This is a genomic window from Clostridium tyrobutyricum (assembly GCF_019144085.1).
Classification (GTDB): Bacteria; Bacillota; Clostridia; order Clostridiales; family Clostridiaceae; genus Clostridium_B; species Clostridium_B tyrobutyricum_A.
Genome location: NZ_JAHHUY010000002.1, coordinates 83206 through 103780, shown reverse-complemented (window position 1 = coordinate 103780; position 20575 = coordinate 83206). Strand labels below are relative to the sequence as shown.

24 protein-coding genes, 3 pseudogenes and 1 riboswitch are annotated in these 20575 nt (G+C 33.1%); of the genes and pseudogenes, 25 read left to right on the top strand and 2 right to left on the bottom strand.

The annotated features are described in order from the left end of the window. Positions 1–305: 305 nt before the first annotated feature. Positions 306–395 (top strand): annotated as a pseudogene (locus KM800_RS15395) (DUF961 family protein); the annotation flags it as partial. Positions 396–428: 33 nt separating this feature from the next. Here KM800_RS15395 and KM800_RS01295 read toward each other — a convergent pair. Next, positions 429–872, bottom strand: a complete 444-nt coding sequence (locus tag KM800_RS01295; protein WP_217811443.1) for a MerR family transcriptional regulator — start codon at positions 870–872, stop codon at positions 429–431. Between the two features lie 149 nt (positions 873–1021). Between KM800_RS01295 and KM800_RS01290 the strand changes: the two genes are divergently transcribed. From KM800_RS01290 to KM800_RS01190, 22 genes and pseudogenes are all read left to right on the top strand, one after another. After that, the gene (locus KM800_RS01290) at positions 1022–2194 is read left to right on the top strand and encodes an iron-containing alcohol dehydrogenase (protein ID WP_217811442.1); all 1173 of its coding nucleotides are present in this window, start codon (positions 1022–1024) and stop codon (positions 2192–2194) included. Positions 2195–2220: 26 nt separating this feature from the next. Continuing rightward, entirely contained in the window at positions 2221–2631 is a 411-nt protein-coding gene (locus KM800_RS01285) for a cupin domain-containing protein (RefSeq protein ID WP_217810872.1), read from the top strand. A 53-nt stretch (positions 2632–2684) separates the two neighbouring features. Continuing rightward, complete coding sequence (locus tag KM800_RS01280; protein ID WP_217810871.1) at positions 2685–3005, top strand: carboxymuconolactone decarboxylase family protein; 321 nt, start codon at positions 2685–2687, stop codon at positions 3003–3005. 5 nt (positions 3006–3010) lie between these two features. Further along, the gene (locus KM800_RS01275; protein ID WP_217811441.1) at positions 3011–3484 is read left to right on the top strand and encodes a flavodoxin; all 474 of its coding nucleotides are present in this window, start codon (positions 3011–3013) and stop codon (positions 3482–3484) included. A 108-nt stretch (positions 3485–3592) separates the two neighbouring features. Next, positions 3593–4081, top strand: coding sequence for a flavodoxin (locus KM800_RS01270; RefSeq protein WP_217811440.1), 489 nt, complete (start codon positions 3593–3595; stop codon positions 4079–4081). A 121-nt stretch (positions 4082–4202) separates the two neighbouring features. Continuing rightward, a complete protein-coding gene (locus KM800_RS01265) occupies positions 4203–4814 on the top strand; it encodes a flavodoxin (protein WP_217811439.1) in 612 nt (203 codons plus the stop codon). Continuing rightward, positions 4790–5755 (top strand): prolyl oligopeptidase family serine peptidase, encoded by a 966-nt coding sequence (locus KM800_RS01260; RefSeq protein WP_254906426.1) that lies wholly within the window; start codon positions 4790–4792, stop codon positions 5753–5755. Before KM800_RS01265 ends, KM800_RS01260 begins: the two co-directional genes overlap by 25 nt. Before the next feature lie 364 nt (positions 5756–6119). Next, the gene (locus KM800_RS01255) at positions 6120–6752 is read left to right on the top strand and encodes a flavodoxin family protein (protein ID WP_217811505.1); all 633 of its coding nucleotides are present in this window, start codon (positions 6120–6122) and stop codon (positions 6750–6752) included. Between the two features lie 89 nt (positions 6753–6841). Continuing rightward, positions 6842–7687, top strand: a complete 846-nt coding sequence (locus tag KM800_RS01250; RefSeq protein ID WP_217811438.1) for an aldo/keto reductase — start codon at positions 6842–6844, stop codon at positions 7685–7687. Between the two features lie 123 nt (positions 7688–7810). Beyond that, complete coding sequence (locus tag KM800_RS01245; protein ID WP_217811437.1) at positions 7811–8389, top strand: TetR/AcrR family transcriptional regulator; 579 nt, start codon at positions 7811–7813, stop codon at positions 8387–8389. A gap of 156 nt (positions 8390–8545) precedes the next feature. Continuing rightward, on the top strand, positions 8546–9535 hold the full coding sequence (locus tag KM800_RS01240) for an aldo/keto reductase (RefSeq protein ID WP_217811436.1): 990 nt from the start codon (positions 8546–8548) through the stop codon (positions 9533–9535). 108 nt (positions 9536–9643) lie between these two features. Next, a pseudogene (locus KM800_RS15390) lies at positions 9644–9739 on the top strand (NAD(P)H-dependent oxidoreductase); the annotation flags it as partial. Beyond that, positions 9729–11210: a type I restriction-modification system subunit M gene (locus KM800_RS01235; protein ID WP_217811504.1), complete on the top strand. Its 1482-nt coding sequence runs from the start codon at positions 9729–9731 to the stop codon at positions 11208–11210. The pseudogene KM800_RS15390 and the gene KM800_RS01235, both read left to right, overlap by 11 nt. Positions 11211–11505: 295 nt before the next feature. After that, a complete protein-coding gene (locus tag KM800_RS01230; protein ID WP_217811435.1) occupies positions 11506–11751 on the top strand; it encodes a type II toxin-antitoxin system prevent-host-death family antitoxin in 246 nt (81 codons plus the stop codon). Further along, positions 11748–12122, top strand: coding sequence for a type II toxin-antitoxin system death-on-curing family toxin (locus tag KM800_RS01225; protein ID WP_217811434.1), 375 nt, complete (start codon positions 11748–11750; stop codon positions 12120–12122). Before KM800_RS01230 ends, KM800_RS01225 begins: the two co-directional genes overlap by 4 nt. 10 nt (positions 12123–12132) lie before the next feature. Next, positions 12133–12450, top strand: a complete 318-nt coding sequence (locus KM800_RS01220) for a KilA-N domain-containing protein (protein ID WP_217811433.1) — start codon at positions 12133–12135, stop codon at positions 12448–12450. Beyond that, positions 12363–12569 (top strand): annotated as a pseudogene (locus KM800_RS01215) (type I restriction endonuclease subunit S); the annotation flags it as partial. The gene KM800_RS01220 and the pseudogene KM800_RS01215, both read left to right, overlap by 88 nt. Positions 12570–12630: 61 nt before the next feature. Next, complete coding sequence (locus KM800_RS01210) at positions 12631–12891, top strand: transposase (protein WP_217811432.1); 261 nt, start codon at positions 12631–12633, stop codon at positions 12889–12891. 5 nt (positions 12892–12896) lie between these two features. Beyond that, positions 12897–13814, top strand: a complete 918-nt coding sequence (locus KM800_RS01205) for an IS3 family transposase (RefSeq protein ID WP_330655468.1) — start codon at positions 12897–12899, stop codon at positions 13812–13814. Between the two features lie 607 nt (positions 13815–14421). Continuing rightward, on the top strand, positions 14422–15546 hold the full coding sequence (locus KM800_RS01200) for a radical SAM protein (RefSeq protein WP_217811430.1): 1125 nt from the start codon (positions 14422–14424) through the stop codon (positions 15544–15546). Between the two features lie 237 nt (positions 15547–15783). Beyond that, positions 15784–16146 carry a sulfite exporter TauE/SafE family protein gene (locus tag KM800_RS01195; RefSeq protein WP_017752319.1) on the top strand — a complete coding sequence of 121 codons (363 nt, stop codon included), beginning with the start codon at positions 15784–15786 and terminating at the stop codon, positions 16144–16146. Positions 16147–16592: 446 nt separating this feature from the next. Further along, a riboswitch (glycine riboswitch) is annotated at positions 16593–16679 on the top strand. Between the two features lie 334 nt (positions 16680–17013). Beyond that, entirely contained in the window at positions 17014–18369 is a 1356-nt protein-coding gene (locus KM800_RS01190) for an amino acid permease (RefSeq protein WP_217811503.1), read from the top strand. 65 nt (positions 18370–18434) lie between these two features. On the opposite strand, the gene KM800_RS01185 is transcribed toward KM800_RS01190, so the two are convergent. Further along, positions 18435–18971, bottom strand: a complete 537-nt coding sequence (locus KM800_RS01185; protein ID WP_217811429.1) for an HPP family protein — start codon at positions 18969–18971, stop codon at positions 18435–18437. 162 nt (positions 18972–19133) lie between these two features. On the opposite strand from KM800_RS01185, the gene KM800_RS01180 reads away from it, so the two are divergent. Together KM800_RS01180 and KM800_RS01175 are read left to right on the top strand one after the other, a co-directional pair. Continuing rightward, positions 19134–20057: an AEC family transporter gene (locus KM800_RS01180; protein ID WP_217811428.1), complete on the top strand. Its 924-nt coding sequence runs from the start codon at positions 19134–19136 to the stop codon at positions 20055–20057. A 138-nt stretch (positions 20058–20195) separates the two neighbouring features. Further along, positions 20196–20504, top strand: a complete 309-nt coding sequence (locus tag KM800_RS01175) for a 2Fe-2S ferredoxin (RefSeq protein WP_017752324.1) — start codon at positions 20196–20198, stop codon at positions 20502–20504. The last annotated feature ends 71 nt before the right edge of the window (positions 20505–20575 follow it).

Below are 20575 nucleotides of genomic sequence, written 5' to 3'. Positions count from 1 at the left end.
AGATAAAAAATTATATTAATGTTTCAGTAGTAGTTGATATAGAGTGCTGAGATACAATAAAATAAGGTTTATAAGGGATGGAATGTTAAATAAAAACAGTACCCACTTTCTCATTTTTAGACGTTCAGAAATGAACGTCTATTCTTATACCCAAATTAAAAAGGAAGTGATCATATTATATCAAGATCAGAATAAAGAACTACGTTCTCCACTATTTAAATTACAGAAAGGTATGCTTTATCAAACAGAATAAGAAAATAATTGTAAATTAAATATTATAAATAAGAAGAAAAGAGGTAAAGTATATGGAATTAAAATATGTAATTCCGAACATTGAAAAGACATTTGGAAATCTAGAGTATGCTGGAGAAGGCAAGGTTGAACAGCGAAGAGTATAGGATTCAATTCTCTCAGAATATATCCTTAGATTACTCTGATATCCCTTTTTCTGCATCTTTATTTAGAAATTTCATAGCAAGCTCTTCACGTAATCCAGGAACATTGGTTGTACCCTTTTCTTTTGATATTCTGTAAAACTCGCATTTGTAATTGATACGGTCAAGTGCGTTTTGTAAGAGAGCAATCTGTTTTTCAGTTTTTTCTTTTTGATGAATGAATAGATCATATCGCTGGTCAATTGTATCATCCCCTTCTTCACACCATTCAAAGAACAGTTTGATATCCTTAAGTGGCATACCTGTATTTTTTAAACATTCTATCATTTTCAAGCATTCAACATCTGTATCATCGAATACTCTTATATTTCCAGAAGTTCTATTGACAAGAGGAAGCAGTCCTTCCTTGTCATAGTAGCGCAGGGTTGATATGGATATATTCAGCATTTCTGATATTTCTCCAATAGAATAAGTCATAAAGCACCTCCAAAAAATTTACAAAAAAAGTATTGACCTAAAGTTAGGTTTAGGTATTATAATATATTCATCATAGTATATTAAAGAAGTTTATGCAAGTCTAAAGTGTATTTTACATTAATTAAATTTAGAAAAGGGGAGTATTAGATATGAGTTTTATGAAGTATTCACCAACTAGATTAATATTTGGTGCAGGACAATTAAATCATTTAAGAGAACAGCAGTTTCCTGGCAAGAAGGCTATACTTGTTATTTCTAATGGAAAATCAACAAAGAGAAACGGTTATCTCAGCAAATGTGAGGAAGAGTTGCATGCTGCAGGAGTAGAAACAGTTCTCTTTGATAAAGTGGAAGCCAACCCATTAAAATCTACAGTTATGGCTGGTGGAGAATATGCCAGAGAAAATAAGTGCGATTTTGTAGTAGCGCTTGGGGGTGGAAGCGTTATGGATGCATCCAAAGCAATTGCAGCTATGGCTACAAACGATGGAGACCTATGGAATTATATGAGTGGTGGAACTGGAAAGGGACAGCCACTTACAAAAGAACCATTGCCAGTTGTAGCAATTACAACTACAGCAGGAACTGGTTCAGAGGTTGATCAGTGGGGTGTTGTCACAAATGAAGAAACCAATGAAAAGATGGGATTTGGTGGTTATGATTCTCTTTATCCAGTTCTGGCAATAGTAGATCCAGAATTGATGAAAAGTGTTCCAGCTACCTTTACAGCTTATCAAGGCTTTGATGCATTATTCCATAGTACGGAATGCTATATTTCAGCAGCAGCCAATATGATGAGTGACATGTATGCCTTAACAGCCATTGAGAATGTGGGAACTTATCTTGCAAGAGCTGTGAAACATGGAAATGATATGGAAGCAAGAGAACATGTGGCATTTGCCAATACCCTTTCGGGGACGGTCATGACCATTAGTGCATGTACTAGTGAGCATTCCATGGAACATGCAATGAGTGCCTATCGTCAGCAACTTCCTCATGGAGCAGGACTTATCATGATTAGTAAAGAGTATTATCAGTATTTTGTAGCTAAGCATGTATGTGATGACAGGTTCATTCATATGGCAAAGGCATTGGGTATGCAGGATGCAAAAGAACCACAGGATTTTATCACGATGCTTGTAAAGCTGCAGAAGGCATGTGGAGTAGCTGAACTTAAAATGTCGGACTATGGTATTCAAAGAAATGAATTTGACAAGATGGCAAAAAATGCAAGAGAGACTATGGGTGGTTTATTTATGTGTGATCCATGTAAATTGTCACATGAGGACTGCGTGAAGATCTACGAGAAATCATACAGGTAAAAACTAAACATGAGGAGAGAAAATTTATGGATAGAAAAGAACTAGAAAAGGTATCTGATTTTTCACTAGGCGAAGAAAACAAAGCTTATGCACAATACTTTATTGGAAAAAGCTACTTAAGTCTTTTAAATAACAAAGAAGTAACCATTTGCAATGTTACATTTGAACCAGGATGTCGTAATAACTGGCATATTCATCATGGCAGCGGCCAGATATTAATCTGTGTCGGTGGTCATGGATGGTATCAGGAAATGGGTAAAGAGCCGCAGCTTTTAAAGAGCGGAGATGTGGTATATATTGCTCCAGAAATTAAACACTGGCATGGTGCTGTAAAAGACGAGGCTTTTGCACATTTAGCTTTATCTGTTCCAGCAGAAGGCAGTTCTAATGAGTGGTGTGAACCATTAACGGATGAAGAATATAAAAAATTGAAATAATATTTTATAGTTTATAGATAGATAGTAGTTTACCTATCGGAATGGAGGCAGTTATGAAGAAGCAAACGGCGGGCAGAGATGCCCTTGGAATATTCGCACCCAAATTTGCAGAATTAAACGACGATGTTCTATTTGGTGAGGTGTGGTCAAGGGAGGATAAATTATCGCTTCGAGACCGCAGCGTGATTACGGTAACGGCATTAATCACAAAAGGGATTTTTGATAATTCATTGAAATATCATATGACAAATGCTAAAAACAACGGAGTGACAGCAGAGGAAATTGCTGAGATTATTACACATCTTGCATTTTATGTGGGATGGCCAAATGCTTGGGCAGCATTTACACTGGCAAAAGAAGTATGGGAGGACTAAATATTATGGAGAAAAAGTTGATTGTGTATTATTCATATACAAATAATACAAAGAAGGTTGCAGAAAAGATCCAGAAGGCTACTGGTTTAGATATCTGTAGGATTGAAACAGTAAAGCCTTATACAGGAGATTACAATTCAGTAGTAGACCAGGGAAAACAGGAAGTAGACAGTGGACATAAACCAGCAATTAAGCCGCTTTCTGTAAATCTGGAAGATTATGATACGATTATCCTTGGTATACCGGTGTGGTGGTATACATACGCACCGGCAGTTGCAACATTTTTATTTGAATATGATTTGTCAGGCAAAACGATAGTTCCATTTGTAACCAATGGAGGATGGATTGGACATACAATAAAGGACATCAAAAAGGTTTGTAAGAATACTATTGTTACAAATGAAATTGATATTAGATTTGATACAGATAAAATGGCGATGCCTGAATCCAATCTTGAGAAATGGAGTGCTCGTTTGTAAGAGACGGACAGATTATCTGAATCAGGCATATCAAATAGTAAGAAATGCATAGAAAGCAATAAAAGCAGAAAACAAATTTTATTGAATTTTTAAAGGGAGGATGTCAAAATGCAAAAAAATGTAAAAATATTAATTGCCTATTTTTCTCATTCTGGAAATACAGGTATAGTTGCGAAGGAAATTCAGAAACAAATTGGTGGAGAAATTTTTAAGATTCAAACTGTTGAAGCATATCCACAAAATTATAATACAGTAGTAGACATTGCTAAGCAGGAGCAAAAGGCGAACATGCGTCCGAAATTGAAAACAATGGTTGCTGACATGGATACTTATAATACGATTATCCTGGGATATCCAAACTGGTGGGGAACTATACCAATGGCTGTATTTACATTTTTAGAGCAGTATGATTTTACAGGTAAAATAATTTTACCTTACTGTACGCATGGAGGCAGTCGGATGGGGCGAAGCGAACAAGATATTATAAAAACTTGTCTTGGGGCTGATGTTCTGGATGGACTGGATATATATGGTTCAGATGTAAAAAATTCAAAGACTGCCATATCTGTATGGCTGAAAAGAGCAGGTATTATATAGCAGTTAATAGAAATTATTTGTCATAATATTTAGAGTTCTTATGATAGTGTATTTTACCTTTCAAGAAGTTGATTTTCCCAATAGAGTTAATTTAAAAATTTATTTTATAAGGAGAATAATCATGAAAAACAAAAAAATCATCATTATGAGTTTAATCTGCACATTTCTTATTGGTGTGCTTGCCGGATGTGGATCCAATACAAATGGAAACAAGGCAGAAAAATCACAAAAAAATCAACTGAAACAGAGTGGAAAAGTGCTTGTTGTGTATTACTCGGCAACAGGTAACACAGCAGCAGTTGCTAAAACAATTGCAAAGACTATGAAAGCAGATACTTTTGAATTAAAACCTGTAAAACCATATAGTAACGCTGATCTGAACTGGTCAAATGATAACAGTCGTGTAACAAAGGAACATGATAATCCTAACAGCAGAAATATTCAGCTTACCGCTGCAACAGTTGATAATTGGAAGTCATACGATACAGTGTTTATCGGCTATCCAATCTGGTGGGGAATTGCAGCCTGGCCTGTAGATGGATTTATAAAAGCAAATGATTTTACAGGAAAGACAGTTATTCCATTTTGTACTTCCCAATCCTCAGGTATGGAAGATAGCGGCAATTTACTTGCCAAGATGGCGGGAAAAGGTAACTGGCTTGAAGGTAAAAGGTTCTCTTCTGGTGCTTCTACAGAAGATGTACAGTCATGGGTGGAAAGTTTGAGAAAATAGTTTATGAAGAAAAAAAGTATTATATGATAGCAATTGTGCTCTGTTTACTTTTTGCCATAACAGCTTGTCATAATTCGACTGGTAAAAGAAATGCATCATTAGATACAATTACCAATCGGAATCAATGGCCACAGAAGAAAGAAATAAGTGAAAAAAATGATGCACACAAGAGTGAAACGGATAAACCAGATGAATATGTTATATCAGGAATAAAGGAATATAGAGGATTTTCTGTAGACAATGTTTTACATACTAAATCGGGTGAAGCGATTCATTATAATGTTTATATTCCTAAAAGATATGATGGAAAAGAAGCATATGCTTTGTATTTTACACTTCCAGGCTACCAGGGACTTTACTTTCAGGGGGCAGCAGAAAATATTAAAACAGAAGAGTTTGGATTTGAGGCACAAAAGTACAATCATAAAATGATCGTCGTAGCTCCACAATTGGAGGATTGGGGCGAAACATCAGCAAATCAGACAATTGAATTGGTGGAATACTTTTTAAAGAATTACAATATTGACAAGAAGAAGGTCTATGCCAGCGGATATTCAGGTGGTGGAGAAACTATGTCTTTGGTAATGGGGAAAAGGCCAGAACTTTTCACTGCTTATCTGCAATGCAGTTCCAAATGGGATGGAGCATATGACACAGTGGTGAAAAGCAGGACACCAGTATATTTTGCCGTTGGTGAAAATGATGAATATTATGGTTCCAAGCCATTAAAGAAAGCTTATAATACACTTTATAAGCTTTATCGGAAGCAGGGGTTGTCCAATAAAGAGATTGAACAGTTGCTTGTTCTGGATGTAAAGAGTGCTGATTATTTTACAAGCCATGGAATAACAAATCAACATGACGGTGGTGGGGCATTGTTTGCCAAAGATGCAGATATCATGGGATGGCTATTTAATAATAAAAATCAAAGAAAAAAGTAATTTGGTAATATGTCAAGAAAAAAATAATGAGGAAATTAGAAAGGAATTATCCTAATCAAAGTACTGACTACAACCTGGAGTAATTAGCATTCATCCAAATGAAAAACCTTGCTGTCAGCTGCAAAGGGAGATGTAGCATTTGTGTAAGCAGAATATGATACTTTGGTCAGGCTGTAAGCTTTTTAGGCAATAACATAGCAAATAGAATGATTGAAGTTATTGATTTTAACACAAAAATAGACTTAGAGTCATTGACTGCATAAGTCTATTAAATGATATATTTTATTATAACAATTTGTTTGAAGGATTTCAAATAAAATTGAAAGAACAAGTAAAGATTATTAAAAAGAAAGGAATAGATAAAATGAAAGTATTATTAGTAAATGGAAGTCCACATGAAAAAGGATGCACTTATACTGCATTGTCAGAAGTTGCGGAGACATTACAGAAGGAAAGTATCGATACAGAGATATTTTGGATTGGCAATAAGGCATTGAATGGATGTATTGCATGTAAGACATGTGTTACGAAGAAAAAATGTGTATTCAATGATAGAGTAAATGAATTTCTTGATATAGCTGGAGATTATGATGGGTTTATTATTGGCTCACCGGTACATTGGGCATCGGCAGGTGGAGCCATACCATCATTCTTAGACAGAGTATTTTATGCAGATCTTAATGGAGGAAGACAGTCATTCTATTTGAAACCAGCAGCATGTGTAATATCTGCCAGAAGAGCCGGAACAACGGCAACCTATGATCAATTGAATAAGTATTTCGGATTAATGCAGATGCCGATTGTTTCATCACAGTACTGGAATATGGTTCATGGTGCAGCTCCTGAACAGGTTAAACAGGATTTGGAAGGACATCAGACTATGAGAACCTTGGGAAGGAACATGGCGTTTTTCTTAAAGTGTAAGGAAGCAGGACTTAAGAATGGTGTGAAAATGCTAGATCGTGAAACTGGAATATTCACTAATTTTATAAGATAAGTATCTTATGGTCTATGCAGATAAAGATTTCTATATTTATTGACATTGTAGTTGCATGACAAAATTGAAATAAACAGGAGGAATTTATTATGGAAAAAGTAACTTTAAACAATGGAGTGGAAATGCCAATTCTTGGATTCGGCGTTTTTCAAATCACAGATGAGGCACAATGTGAACAGGCGGTGATAGATGCTATTCATACTGGATATCGTTTAATTGATACGGCTATGTCCTATCACAATGAGGAAGCAGTTGGCCGTGCAATCAAAAAATGTGGTATATCCCGTGAAGAACTGTTTATCACAACGAAGCTGTGGTTGTCTGATGCAGGGTATGAAAAAACTATGAAAGCCTTTGAGACTTCTCTGAAAAAGTTGGATCTTGATTATCTCGACTCGTATTTGATTCACCAGCCTATCGGAGATGTATATGGATCATGGAGGGCAATGGAGGAGCTTTATAAAACAGGGAGGATTCGTGCAATTGGGGTGGCAAATTTCATGCCTGACAGATTGGTGGATTTTGTAATGAACAATGAAATTACTCCAGCCATCGATCAGATAGAGATAAATCCTTTCTGCCAACGTACTTTTGACCAAGAAATTATGAAGAAAAAGGGTGTGCAAATCCAGTCATGGGGACCTTTTGCAGAGGGACAAAATGGCTTGTTCCAGAATGAAATATTGAAAACTATAGGAGAAAAATACGGTAAATCTATTGCACAGGTAGTATTGCGTTGGCTTATTCAGCGAGGTGTAGTGTGCATCCCTAAATCTGTGAAAAAAGAACGTATTGAGCAAAACTTTGATGTGTTTAACTTTACTTTAACCGATGAGGATATGCAGTCTATTGCTTCTCTCGATACAGGCAAGAGCTGTTTCTTCTCACATCACGATCCTGCTGCCATTGAGAGACTGTGTGGCATGGTTCGTTAAAGGTAGAAAGAAAATAATTCTGCAGAATTATAATTGCAATGTTTACTTTATTAACTTGAGGTTGATAATAATATATCATATTAGCATATTATGTGAAAATATCAGATATGGAGAACTTAATGAATGAATAATAGGCAAAAACAGGCAGAAGAAACAAAACTCATACTTATTAAAACTGCTCAAAAATTAATTACAAAGTATGGTTATGATAAAGTTAGAATAGAAGATATTACAGATTCCTGTGGTCGCGGCAAGGGTACATTTTATCATTATTTTAGAAGTAAGGAAGAATTACTTGAAGTAATGTCAAGTTCTCATTGGACAGGTTTTTTTAAAGATTTTGAAAAAACTAAAAACAAGCCAGTAACTAAAAGATTATTATGGTATATTACACAATTTCAATCGATAATTGAAGAGGAAAACATTGCTCTTACCAGACAATGGATAAAATATTGTCTGGATTCTAACGAAGAAAGTGAGGGAAAGAAAACAGGCGAAGCGAAACTACAGAAAGATATAATGTGTTTAGAGCAAATCTTAAATGAATCAATCGAAAAAGGTGAACTGGTAAAGGATACTCCTGTTAATAAACTAGCATCAGCTATCAATTCGGAAATGTATGGAATCATGCTCAGTTGGTGCTTTTCCAATGGGAAAATAAAGATAAAGAAAGCAGTAGATTTCTTCGATAAACGTCTCTAATCAATACAACAATAGTAGAATGTCAAGTATGCGATAAAAAGTCTGAAAAATCTGAGCTGCCGTGCGAAAGTTAGACCAAAAGTCTAACTTTCCTGGGGATTCTTAATGAATTCAGCCAGTTTCACTCTTTTAAGATAATGATAGGAGGTTTTAAGAATGAAAAAACGTAAATTGGGAAATAGCGACCTTGAGGTTTCAGCCATTGGACTAGGATGTATGGGAATGAGTTATGGTTATGGAACTGTGTCAGATAAAAAAGAAATGATTTCATTAATTCATAAAGCTATTGAAATGGGAATTACTCTATTTGATACAGCAGAGGTCTATGGGCCATATATTAATGAAGAACTGATTGGAGGGGCGTTAAAGCCTTATAGGGAAAAAGTTATTATCAGTACTAAATGTGGAATAAAAATAGTTAATGGAAAACAGGTCTTGGATGGAAGACCAGAAGTGATTAGAACATCTGTGGAGGGTTCTTTGAAAAGATTGAAAACAGATGTAATTGATTTGTACTATTTACATCGAGTGGATACAAATGTGCCGATTGAAGCAGTGGCAGATACAATGAAGGCTTTGATAAAAGAAGGGAAGATAAAGCATTGGGGACTTTCAGAAGCGGGAGTAGACACAATTAGGAAAGCGCATGCAGTATGTGCGTTAACAGCAGTGGAAAGTGAATATTCTATGATGTGGAGACAGCCCGAAAAAGAATTGTTAACGGTTCTGGAGGAATTAGGAATTGGATTTATGCCATTTGCACCATTGGGAAAAGGATTTTTAACAGGTGCTTTCAATAAGAACACTGAGTTTGCCAGGGGTGACCTTCGTAGTCAACTTCCGAGATTTTCATCGGAAAATATGAAATCGAATCAGGCTCTGGTTGATTTGATTCATAAGGTGGCTGAAGAAAAAGGTGCTGCACCTGCACAAATAGCTTTGGCATGGGTATTGGCACAAAAATCATGGATTGTCCCAATACCAGGGACAACAAAAGTTCATCGTTTAGCGGAGAATGCAGGAGCAGTGGAAATTACGCTGACTCATGAGGAGCTCAGTAAATTAAACGATGCATTATCAAAAATTACTGTAGTGGGAGAGCGTTATCCAGTGGGATCAGACTATGCTAAAAGAGCTGGAAAATAGATATTAAAAAATGCTTGACAGAGAGTTAACTCTAGATGGTATGGTTGATTCAGGCATGATAATTTAAAGAACAAGTAAAGAGTATTGACGAAGAAAGGAATGGATAAAATGAAAGTATTATTAGTAAATGGAAGTCCGCATGAAAAAGGATGTACTTATACTGCATTGTCAGAAGTCTCAGAAACATTACAGAATGAAGGTATACCTTTCAGAACATCAAGAGCAGTATTTAGTAGGAAACAATGTTATTGATGTTGCTGATGGACAATCTACCAATGATGCTTACCTAAAACAAGCGGTAGGTGCAGATTTGGATGATTATTTAGAAGATATTTCATCAAGTCTTGGGTATGCGATTGCACCAAATGATACATGGGAGTCTTTGATTAATAAAATTAATGATTCACAAGTTATTCCCAGTGACTACCAAACTATTTTTGATAACTTTAATAAAAATGCTGAATTAAATAAAGAAGCGGTTAAAGATTTTCGTGGTATATTCAACGATATTAACCTGGGAGATTCACGTCTTGGAAGTTCTATAAATGAACGTGCAAAATCACTTAACAATATAGTTAAGTTAGTAGATGAAATTGAATACAAAGAGGATGACGGAAAAGACATTCTAGGTGAAATCTATGAATATTTAATTGGTAAATTTGCTGCAAGTGCTGGTAAAAAAGGTGGAGAATTCTATACACCTCATCAAGTAAGTAAGATTTTAGCTAAATTGGTCACTAACGATGTAGAAAAATCAGATGAATTCTTCAATTTATATGATCCTACAATGGGCTCAGGTTCTTTACTGCTTACTGTTGGACAAGAATTGCCTAATTGTAGTCCTATTAAGTACTTTGGTCAAGAGTTGAATACGACAACGTATAACTTGGCTCGTATGAATTTGATGATGCACGATGTACCTTATAACAATATGACACTAAATAATGCTGATACTTTGGGAAGCGATTGGCCAGATGGACCAGACGGAAAAGGGATTGACCACCCACGTAGTTTTGATGCAGTGGTTGCAAATCCACCATATTCTGCAAAATGGGATAATGATAAAACAAAATTAAAAGATCCACGTTTTAGCGATTATGGGAAATTAGCACCAGCCTCAAAAGCAGATTATGCTTTTATATTGCACAGTATATATCATTTAAATAGTGATGGAACAATGGCAATTGTTTTGCCTCACGGCGTGCTATTTCGTGGTGCAGCAGAAGGTAAAATCCGTCAAACTCTAATTGAAAAAAATTATCTTGATACGGTTATTGGTCTGCCAGCTAACTTATTTTATGGAACAAGTATACCAACAGTCATTTTAGTATTTAAGAAAAATCGTAAAACCAAAGACATATTATTTATTGATGCAAGTAATGATTTTGAAAAAGGTAAGAATCAAAATAACTTAAATGATGAAAATGTAGATAAAATCATCAATACATTTAAAGAACGTAAAGATGTTGATAAATATGCTCACGTGGCATCAATTGATGAAATCAAGGAAAATGAGTTTAACTTGAATATTCCACGTTATGTTGACACTTTTGAAGAAGAAGCTCCAATTGATTTGGAAGAAGTAAATAAGCAGTTAGAACAAGATAATAAGGAAATTGCAGAACTTGAAGCGAAGATTAATGAACGGTTGAAGATTTTAGGTGTAAAAATTTAGAGTTGTTGGTAGTGAAAACGGCGTAAGTTAGGTGCGATTTCAGATAAAGTAACTGAAAAGAATACGGGAAATTTTTATGATGAAACTCTTATTAATTCAGAAGAGTTGACATTCCAAATCTTCAAATTTATCCTTTGGAAGTTCAGAACCGCAGTTTTTATATATTGTTGTGTTTTTGCCTTTAAAGTTATCTGCATCAATATTAAGGTTTTCACCAAAACTTTATATAAGTAGGATGTTTTTATCCTACTTATGATATAATATAAATATATTATAGTGTTAAGGAGGGATTTCAATGTTGGTAAATACTAAAATGATAGTTTCAATGTCAGAAGCTAACCAGAATTTTTCTAAAGTAGCCAAGATGGTTGATGAGGACAAATCGGTGGTTATTATGAAAAATAATAAACCTAAATATGTTGTTTTGGACTTTGAAGAATTTACTAAAGAAGCTGTATCTGAAGAACAGACTCTTGATAGGATTGCAGATAAAATTCTTGAAGAAAATATAGAAGCTTTTAAGGAACTGGCTGATAGATGAAATATATATTTTTGGAATATATAATAAAATTGCATGATAAGATGATAGATAGTACAGGTGGATCAAAGGGAATTAGGGATATAGAACTTTTGAAATCATCAATAGAAAATTCCAGGGCTACATTTGGTGGGCAAGATTTATATCCAACTGCTGAATCTAAATGCGCAAATATCTGTTTTAATATAATAAAAAATCATGCATTTGTGGATTGCAATAAAAGAACTGGCATATACGTTATGCTTATGCTTCTTGAGTATAACAATATTAAATTAGAATTTACCCAAAAAGAATTAGTTGATTTGGGTGTGAATATAGCATCCGGAAAGTTAAATCAGAAAGATATAATATATTGGATAAAAAATCATAAATAGGTAATTCCTATTGTTTCCGGGGAGAGATGATTATATCAGTTTAATTGATATTGCAAAATATAAAAATCCAGAAGTTTCTGCTGACATAATTAAAAATTGGTTAAGAAATAGTACTATTGAGTTTTTAGGATTATGGGAAAGAATGAATAATCCAAATTATAAACTGGTCGAATTCCACCAGTTTAAAAATGAAGCTGGAGCTAATGCGTTTATTTTCCCACACTTGCTTGGGAACAGCATAAGTTGGGTGATGAATCAATGGAAATTGTTGCTGGTGGAGATATTGATAAAAATAAAATTGTTGATTCAGGAAAATATCCTGTTTTAGCTAATGCACTAACCAATGATGGAATTGTTGGGTATTATAAGAATGATTTCCGTATAAAAGCTCCTGCTGTAACAGTGACTGGACGAGGTGACGTAGGTCATGCCTCTCTGACCCCATAATAATCTTCGACAGAATCTAACGAACATGGTAATATAAAAATACATAGTGGAGGTTAGAAATATGGGAAGAAGAAGGTATACTTTAGAGGAAAAAATCAAAATGGTTGAAGAGCTAAATAAAGGATTGAGTAATGCACAAATATGTAAGAAATATGAAATTACATCATCAACATTATCCACATTTAAGAAGCAACTTAATGTAATTAATGGAACTGAATCAGGGAATAAAAAGGCTACCCCTAAAGAAAAGGCACTAGAAGAAGAAAATCGTAAGCTTAAAGAACTGATCGGTAAGAAAGAGCTGGAACTTGATATGCTTTAAGAACTATTAAAAAAAAAGAATTACCTACGGTAGAAGATAAAAAGACTCTTGGAAGAAAATATAATGAAAAAGGTCTTAAAGTTTCTAGAGTATGTAGGCTATTGCAAATATCAAGGACATCATTTTATCCAAGAAAAAAACTTGTTGTGGATAAACTATCATTAGCAAGAAGTGTTGGTAGACCAATACCAGGCTTCTCATGTGGAATAAATAATTGCATTGTGGATGATTCTGTTATTGAAACTCTTTTACATGAAGTATGTGAAAAATATCCATTCTACGGATATAAAAAAATAACTCATATACTCCGTAGGAGTCATGGGCTTCAAATTAATGCCAAGAAAGTATACAGATTAGCTAAAAAGCTAGCATTGCTTCTCCCATATGTTAAGCACGTTAAGCAAGGACATCTTGCTATTGCAAGGAATATCAATTTTGTAAATGAATTATGGGAAATTGATATAAAGTATGTAAAAGCTTTAAATGGACAGTTTATAATGCTTACTGATATTATTGACGTTTATTCTAGAAAATTAGTTGGTAGAGAAATTACACGAACTGCTACTACAGAAGATGCAAAAACAGCTGTGAAAAGAGCACTTATAGACAATAATGTTACTTTAAACATAATTTTAAGAAGTGATAATGGTCCCCAGTTTACATCTATAAAATTTGAAGAATTCTGCAAAATAAATAATATATACCATGAACTTATCCCAACAAGCTCTCCTAACTATAATGCACACATAGAGTCCTTTCATTCTTTACTTTCTAAGGAGTGCATTAGTTGGAATGAGATTAGAAACTTTACTCATGGGTATATGCTTATTGATGAATATATAAAGTTCTACAATGAAGAAAGAATTCGTGGAAGTTTAAATTACTTGAGTCCTAATGAGTTTATAAAAAAATCTATGATTTAGTTAGCATTCGTTAGATTTTGTTGTAAATAAGGGGGGCAATCCGAGTTCTACTTAATTTCTACAAGAAAATATGAAAGGTAAAAGCAAGAAGGTCGGCTTGGTGGCAATAATGCATAAGCTAATCAATTACATATTTTCCGTTCTTAAAAACCAAAAAGAGTATGAACTACGTGACCCTAAAATACACGCTAAAATGTATCTTAATAAGCAATCTAATTTTGCAGCCTAGCGGCTAAAAAATAAAGTTCATTTTATTAACAATTAATTCCATTGTTCGTGTTTTTCGATGGATTATTTGTTATACTTATTTTTACTCATAAACTATTTTTTAATTTCTATTGACTTTTACTAGCTGGTCTAAATAATATTATAGCCAGTTAACTGACTGTTATAATATTATTTATTTTTATATTTTAGTTTAGTATAGAAAGGTCATATAAGCGTCAAACTGAGGTTCTTGAAACAGTTATTAGAACAATCTATAATTTGCTTTTTACATCGCATACTGTTGTTGAGTTAAAAATGGTATAATGACAATGTATAAAAAGCACAGCAGGAAGGCTTGAATTGAGTCTTTAGGAAGATAATTATACGAGGAGAATATATTATGAAAATTTCAAAAAAAGATGCGTTGATATGGTTTGAATTTTTTTCAACATTACCTGAGGAAGAGGAAATTATGACAAAACAACAAGAAATAATTTATTCTACCTTTGCGCAAATTGAGGCAGCCATCAATCATAGAAATGATATGTTAATGTCGAAGATTAAAAATTTGAAAACTTTGAAAAATAGGACTTTTTTTGTTGGAGATGAAGGTAAATTCCCAAAAGGATGTCGTTCCTGTCTGTTGGGTAGTGGCTTGAATGCAATCAGAAAGACAAACAAATGCAACATAGAGTGTAAGTTTTGTTATAACTATGGAGAGCTAGAAGATATTCCCCCAATTGGCGAAGGTATGTGGGAAATTGGAGGCACAAGATTTTATGACAAGGATATTGATTTACTTCTTTCCATACAGAAGAAACCCACTGGTATTTGCTACGTTTATTTAGAGCCATTCATGGAAATTGAAAAATACTATTCGGTAATAAGGAAATTTAGTAATGCCAAAATTCATCAACATCTATATACAAATGGAATTTTAGCTAGTTCAGAGACATTAAAAGCATTAGGTGAAGCCGGCCTTAATGAGATACGTTTCAATCTGGGTGCTTCTAAGTGTTCAGACAAAGTGATTGAAAATATCGGAATAGCGAAAAAATATATTAAAAATGTAGGTATTGAAACTCCAATGACTCCTGAGTTTTTCGAAGCTTTTTTTAAGAAAAAGCAAGCTATCTTAGATACAGAACTTGATTTTATCAATTGTGCGGAATTACATTTGAATGATAATAACATAGACAATTATTATGGGGAAAATATGTATATTTCCAGACAAGGTTATATATCTCCAATTTGGAGTAGGGAATTAACTCTGAAATTCATGAAAATAGCTGATGAAGAAAAGTGGGATTTAGTAGTTCATGACTGCTCAAACTATACAAAATTTGCTAGAGATTTAAACTTGAGCAGCAAAGAGGGTAAATGGTTTGGAGCCAGTGATTATGCCTGTGAGTTTTCTAGAATTCCATATGAAGCATTTTTACCAATACTGCGTGATGAAAATTTCAAATTTTTAAGTGAAGAAGAATTGCCTGAGGGTTATAAACCAGGAGAGATGATTCTTTAGAAGGTCTTGCCACCGATTTTTATTTTCAGGTGGCAATTATGATCTCCAAAATGCTTACAATATGTTTCTTCATCTTTTTAGTTAAATGGAAATAAAAGCTTATTCCAAGTACATTAAATCACTAAATAAGAAAACGTTTAATCATTATGATATAATGTAATCAAAAGCAGGTGGGATGTATTGGCAATTTAGAATTGTATAAAGAAAAAAATTTTTAAATGATCAAGGAGGAAATTTATGTTAAATGTAATTATCTTTATTGTAATAGGCATTGCGGCAGGTATCTTAAGTGGATTATTTGGGGTTGGCGGTGGAGTAATTATAATTCCAGCCTTAATGTTTTTTGAAGGATTTTCTCAATTAAAAGCTCAGGGGACTTCATTGATTGCCATGCTTCCACCTGTTGGCATACTTGCATTTATTGAGTACTATAAAAAGGGAAATACTGACTTAGTTGGCGGTATAATTATTTGTGCTGCAATGCTAGTAAGTGCTAAATTTGGCGGTCAATTAGCAAACGTGCTTCCTGCCAATGTAATGAAAAAGACTTTTGGAATATTTATTATTTTAGTTGGGATAAAAACTTTCCTGAGTAAATGATTAAACATAATAACTTTTTTGATTTTAAGAGCTTTGGAGAAATCCAGAGCTTTTTTGAATTTATTTATTTAATTAGGTTGCATTAAAGACATGAAAAATGTCAGTTTTTAAGAAACCTAAATACAATAAAAAACAATATAGTGTTTGTATGATTAAAGGTTCAGACATAACAAATTTTATAGTTAAAAATATATGGAAACTTCAGTTCATATTGTTATGAAAAGTTATATTAGTTTATTATTATAAATATTTTTAATAATTTAGACAAAATAGTATTTTTATTTTAGATAAAAAAGAATAAATTATTGCAATTTTATTAATTATGTATTATTATATGAAGGTAAAACTCAATAATTCAGATGAAGATAGTGGGAGAGTTGTGGCATAGCCATTCACCGAAGAAGTGAATCTTTCAGGTACCTATTTAATTAGAGATGACTGCTATTGGATGAATCCTTGGAGAGACTCTTAATGAGCACCGAAGGAGAAAGTCGCAGGGCAAAACTCTCAGGTAAAAGGACAGGGGAAGGTAACATATCTTGTAAGAGTAATATGTAATCAATTACTTCATTTAGATCTTATCTATTCCGTTTATATATCCAATTACAAATAATAAAATATTCAGTGCAATCTTTTGAATAATATTGGATGTATAAGTAAATCAACAGCAAAATTATTTACTAAAATCAATTCTATAGTATTGAAATTTGATTTTTTGTCTTACTGTATATGTCCGTCACTGTACTGATTGTCTAATTGTCTATTGACCTGAATTTTGAGAAAAATGAAAATATACAATACCAAAGGTGGCATTAATATGAATTTAGAAACAGTAATATTTAGAAAGGCGGAATACATATGTCTGAAATGTCTGAAAATCAAAACTTATCAAGAGGATTAAAAAATCGTCATGTTCAATTACTTGCAATTGGAGGTGCAATTGGTACTGGATTATTCCTTGGTTCAGGTAGGTCAATTCACCTGGCAGGACCATCTATTTTATTTGCATATGCAATAACAGGATTAATTTGTTTTCTTATTATGCGTGCCCTCGGGGAATTATTGCTTTCTAATTTAAATTATCATTCTTTTGTAGAATTTGTACATGATTATATGGGAAACGGGGCAGCGTTTATTACGGGATGGACCTACTGGTTCTGCTGGATTTCACTGGCTATGGCTGACTTGACTGCCTCCGGGCTTTATATGCAATACTGGTTTCCTGGTGTACCTCAATGGTTACCAAGTCTTATATTTCTTGTAGTTTTACTTGGAATGAACCTTACTGCGGTAAAGTTATTCGGCGAAATGGAATTCTGGTTTGCACTGATTAAAATTGTTGCAATTTTATTGTTGATTATAGTTGGTGTATTTATGATTATTAAAGGATTTTCTACAAATGCTGGTGCATCCAGTTTTGCAAATCTTTGGAAGCACGGCGGCTGGTTTCCTAATGGGTCAGGTGGTTTTATACTCTCATTCCAAATGGTTGTATTTGCTTTTACTGGAATTGAACTTGTTGGCTTGACAGCAGGCGAAACTGAAAATCCCAAACATGTTATTCCAAGGGCTATTAATAATATTCCAATTAGAATTATTATTTTCTATATTGGAGCACTTATTGTAATTATGAGTATATATCCATGGAATTCAATTAATCCAGCTAAAAGTCCATTTGTTGAGGTATTTGCTGCAGTGGGAATAGTAGCAGCGGCGAGTATTATAAATTTTGTTGTGCTTACATCAGCTGCATCAGCTTGTAACAGTGGTATATTCAGTACAAGCCGTATGGTTTATTCTCTTGCAAAAGAAAATAATGCACCCAAGTCAATGAAGAAGCTGACATCACATAAAGTACCTTCTAATGCTCTAATATTTTCTGCAGTTGTTATATTGCTTTCAGTTATTTTGAGTTATATTATGCCAGAAGGGGTGTTTGTACTTATTACTAGTATATCAACATTTTGTTTTATTTTTATTTGGGCTATTATAGTTATATGCCATTTAAAGTACAGAAAAGCTAACCCTGAGCTTGCTGCAAAAAGTAAATTCAGAATGCCATTTTATCCAATATCCAACTATATAATTTTAGCATTTATTGCTTTTGTTTTAGTTGTATTGGCACTTAATAAAGAAACTCGTGTAGCATTATTTGTAACACCTGTATGGTTTATAATTCTTGGAATTATATACAAAATAATCAAATCAAAAAGGAATAGTTAAAATAACAACTAATAGCTTCAACTTTATGCTGTCTCTTTGGTAGAAAATAAATGTAGCACACATATTTATAACTTTTGCACATTAAATTCTTTTTTACTACCTTTTACAAAACCATGCATTCGCTTATATACAATTGAAATTATGGATATTATAATTGTTGAAATTATTACTGAGAATAGCACAAAATGCCATCCGGCTTTGGTATACATGACTAAAACAGTAGTAGCTCCTGCAGGAGGATGAAGTGTGTCTGTTAAAAGCATGGAAAATATGGATAAACTCAGTGCTAAAGCTAAGCTCACTGAAGTAATATTCATTGAATTCATAAGAAATAAGCCAATAAAAGCACTCATTATATGTCCTACTATAATATTTTTTGGCCGTGAAAATGGACTATTTGGTAAAGTGAAAATTATTACACAACTTGCGGCTATAGGAGGAATTAAAAGTATTATTTTATAGTGGTAACCAAGTTTATTAATTGTAAATACACATGCAAAAACACATAATCCAATTAATAGAGATTTCTTAAATTTATTTAGAAATATAAACTTATGTTGGTAATGAATTAAACCAATAACGTAAGAAATTAATTTTAACATTTTGAACCCTGCCTTTAAATTTGTAATTTATAATTTAATATATCATGATATATTAAATTTTTATGTGTCTGTTGTCACAATAATTATTTAATTTGGAGCGTTCTCAATAATGATATATAATAAGTTTGATATTGTAGAACTTTAAAAAAGGTGGATTTTAAAATGTATCTTGTACTTGAAAATGTAGTAATATTATTTGTATTTATTTTTCTTGGATACTTTTTGGGGAAAAAAGAGGTTATACATACTTATTGTACTTCAGATTTGTCGAATTTTTTAGTAAAAGTAGCATTGCCCATTACCATATTTTGTTCAATGATCCGTCCCTTTGAGCAGAGTCTTTTAGTTGAAAGTATTCAGATATTTGTTATTATGATTATTTTTCATATTGTATGTCTATTTATAGGACTTGCAGTAGTAAAGATATGCAATATAAAAACTATTCAGGCAGGGGTTTGGATTTTTATATGTATGTTTTCAAACAATGGATTTATGGGATTTCCACTTTCCCAGTCCATTTATGGAAACAGTGGTTTATTTTTAATGGCAATTGGAAATGTAGTATCTAACTTTTTAATCTTCTCTGTTGGTGTGAAACTGCTTATACGAGGAAACAATACAGTAAAACTAAGTGGACGTCAGCTATTTTACAATAATATAAATATTGCAGTAGTTCTTGGCTTGATATTTTATTTTACACAGTGGCATATACCAGAGGTTGTAATGAAAATTTTAAAAGATCTTGGGAATTTGACTGCCCCACTTTCCATGATTGTTGTAGGCTTATCTATATCCAAGTCAAATGTTAAGGAAATATTTAAAAATAAAAAAATTTATATTCTTACTTTTATGAGGCTTTTAATTATTCCGTTTATTACTATTGCAGTTGTGAGAATGCTTCCATTTGGGAGGGGAAGTTTAATACCCGGGTTATTGATTCTGATTTCTGCATTACCGGCTCCATCGTCAGTTTCAATTATTTCAGAACAGTATAACACTGATACAAAGACAGCATCGCAATCAATTTTTATGACAACATTGTTTAGTCTTGCTACGATACCATTGGTTATGTGTTTTGTTAAATAACTAGGCGAAAATTTAATATTAAGATAATTATATGCAATTATTTTAATGATTCATTAAAATAATATTGAGTTTTATGATAAATTGTGATATGTTGATTTGGTAATCAAATTTAAAATTGTTATAGGAGGATATGTTATTATGGATCAACTAAAACATCATATTTTTGTCTGTACAAGCTCTAGAATCAATGGAAAGCAGCAGGGAGTATGTTTTTCTAAAAAATCTGTTGATATAGTCAGTGGATTCATGGAAGAAATAGAAGACAGGGATTTGAATGATGAAGTTAAAGTTACCAATACAGGATGTTTTGGTATGTGTGCCCAGGGACCAATAGTTGTTGTATATCCAGAAGGAGTATGGTATGGAGGAGTTACTCCAGACGATGTAGAGGAGATAATGGACAAACATATTGAAGGCGGAGAAATAGTAGAAAGACTTAAAATATGAATAAATTTAATGGAAACATATTTAAAAATATCAGGCTTGCATAATAGTAAGTCTGGTATTTTTTATTTTAT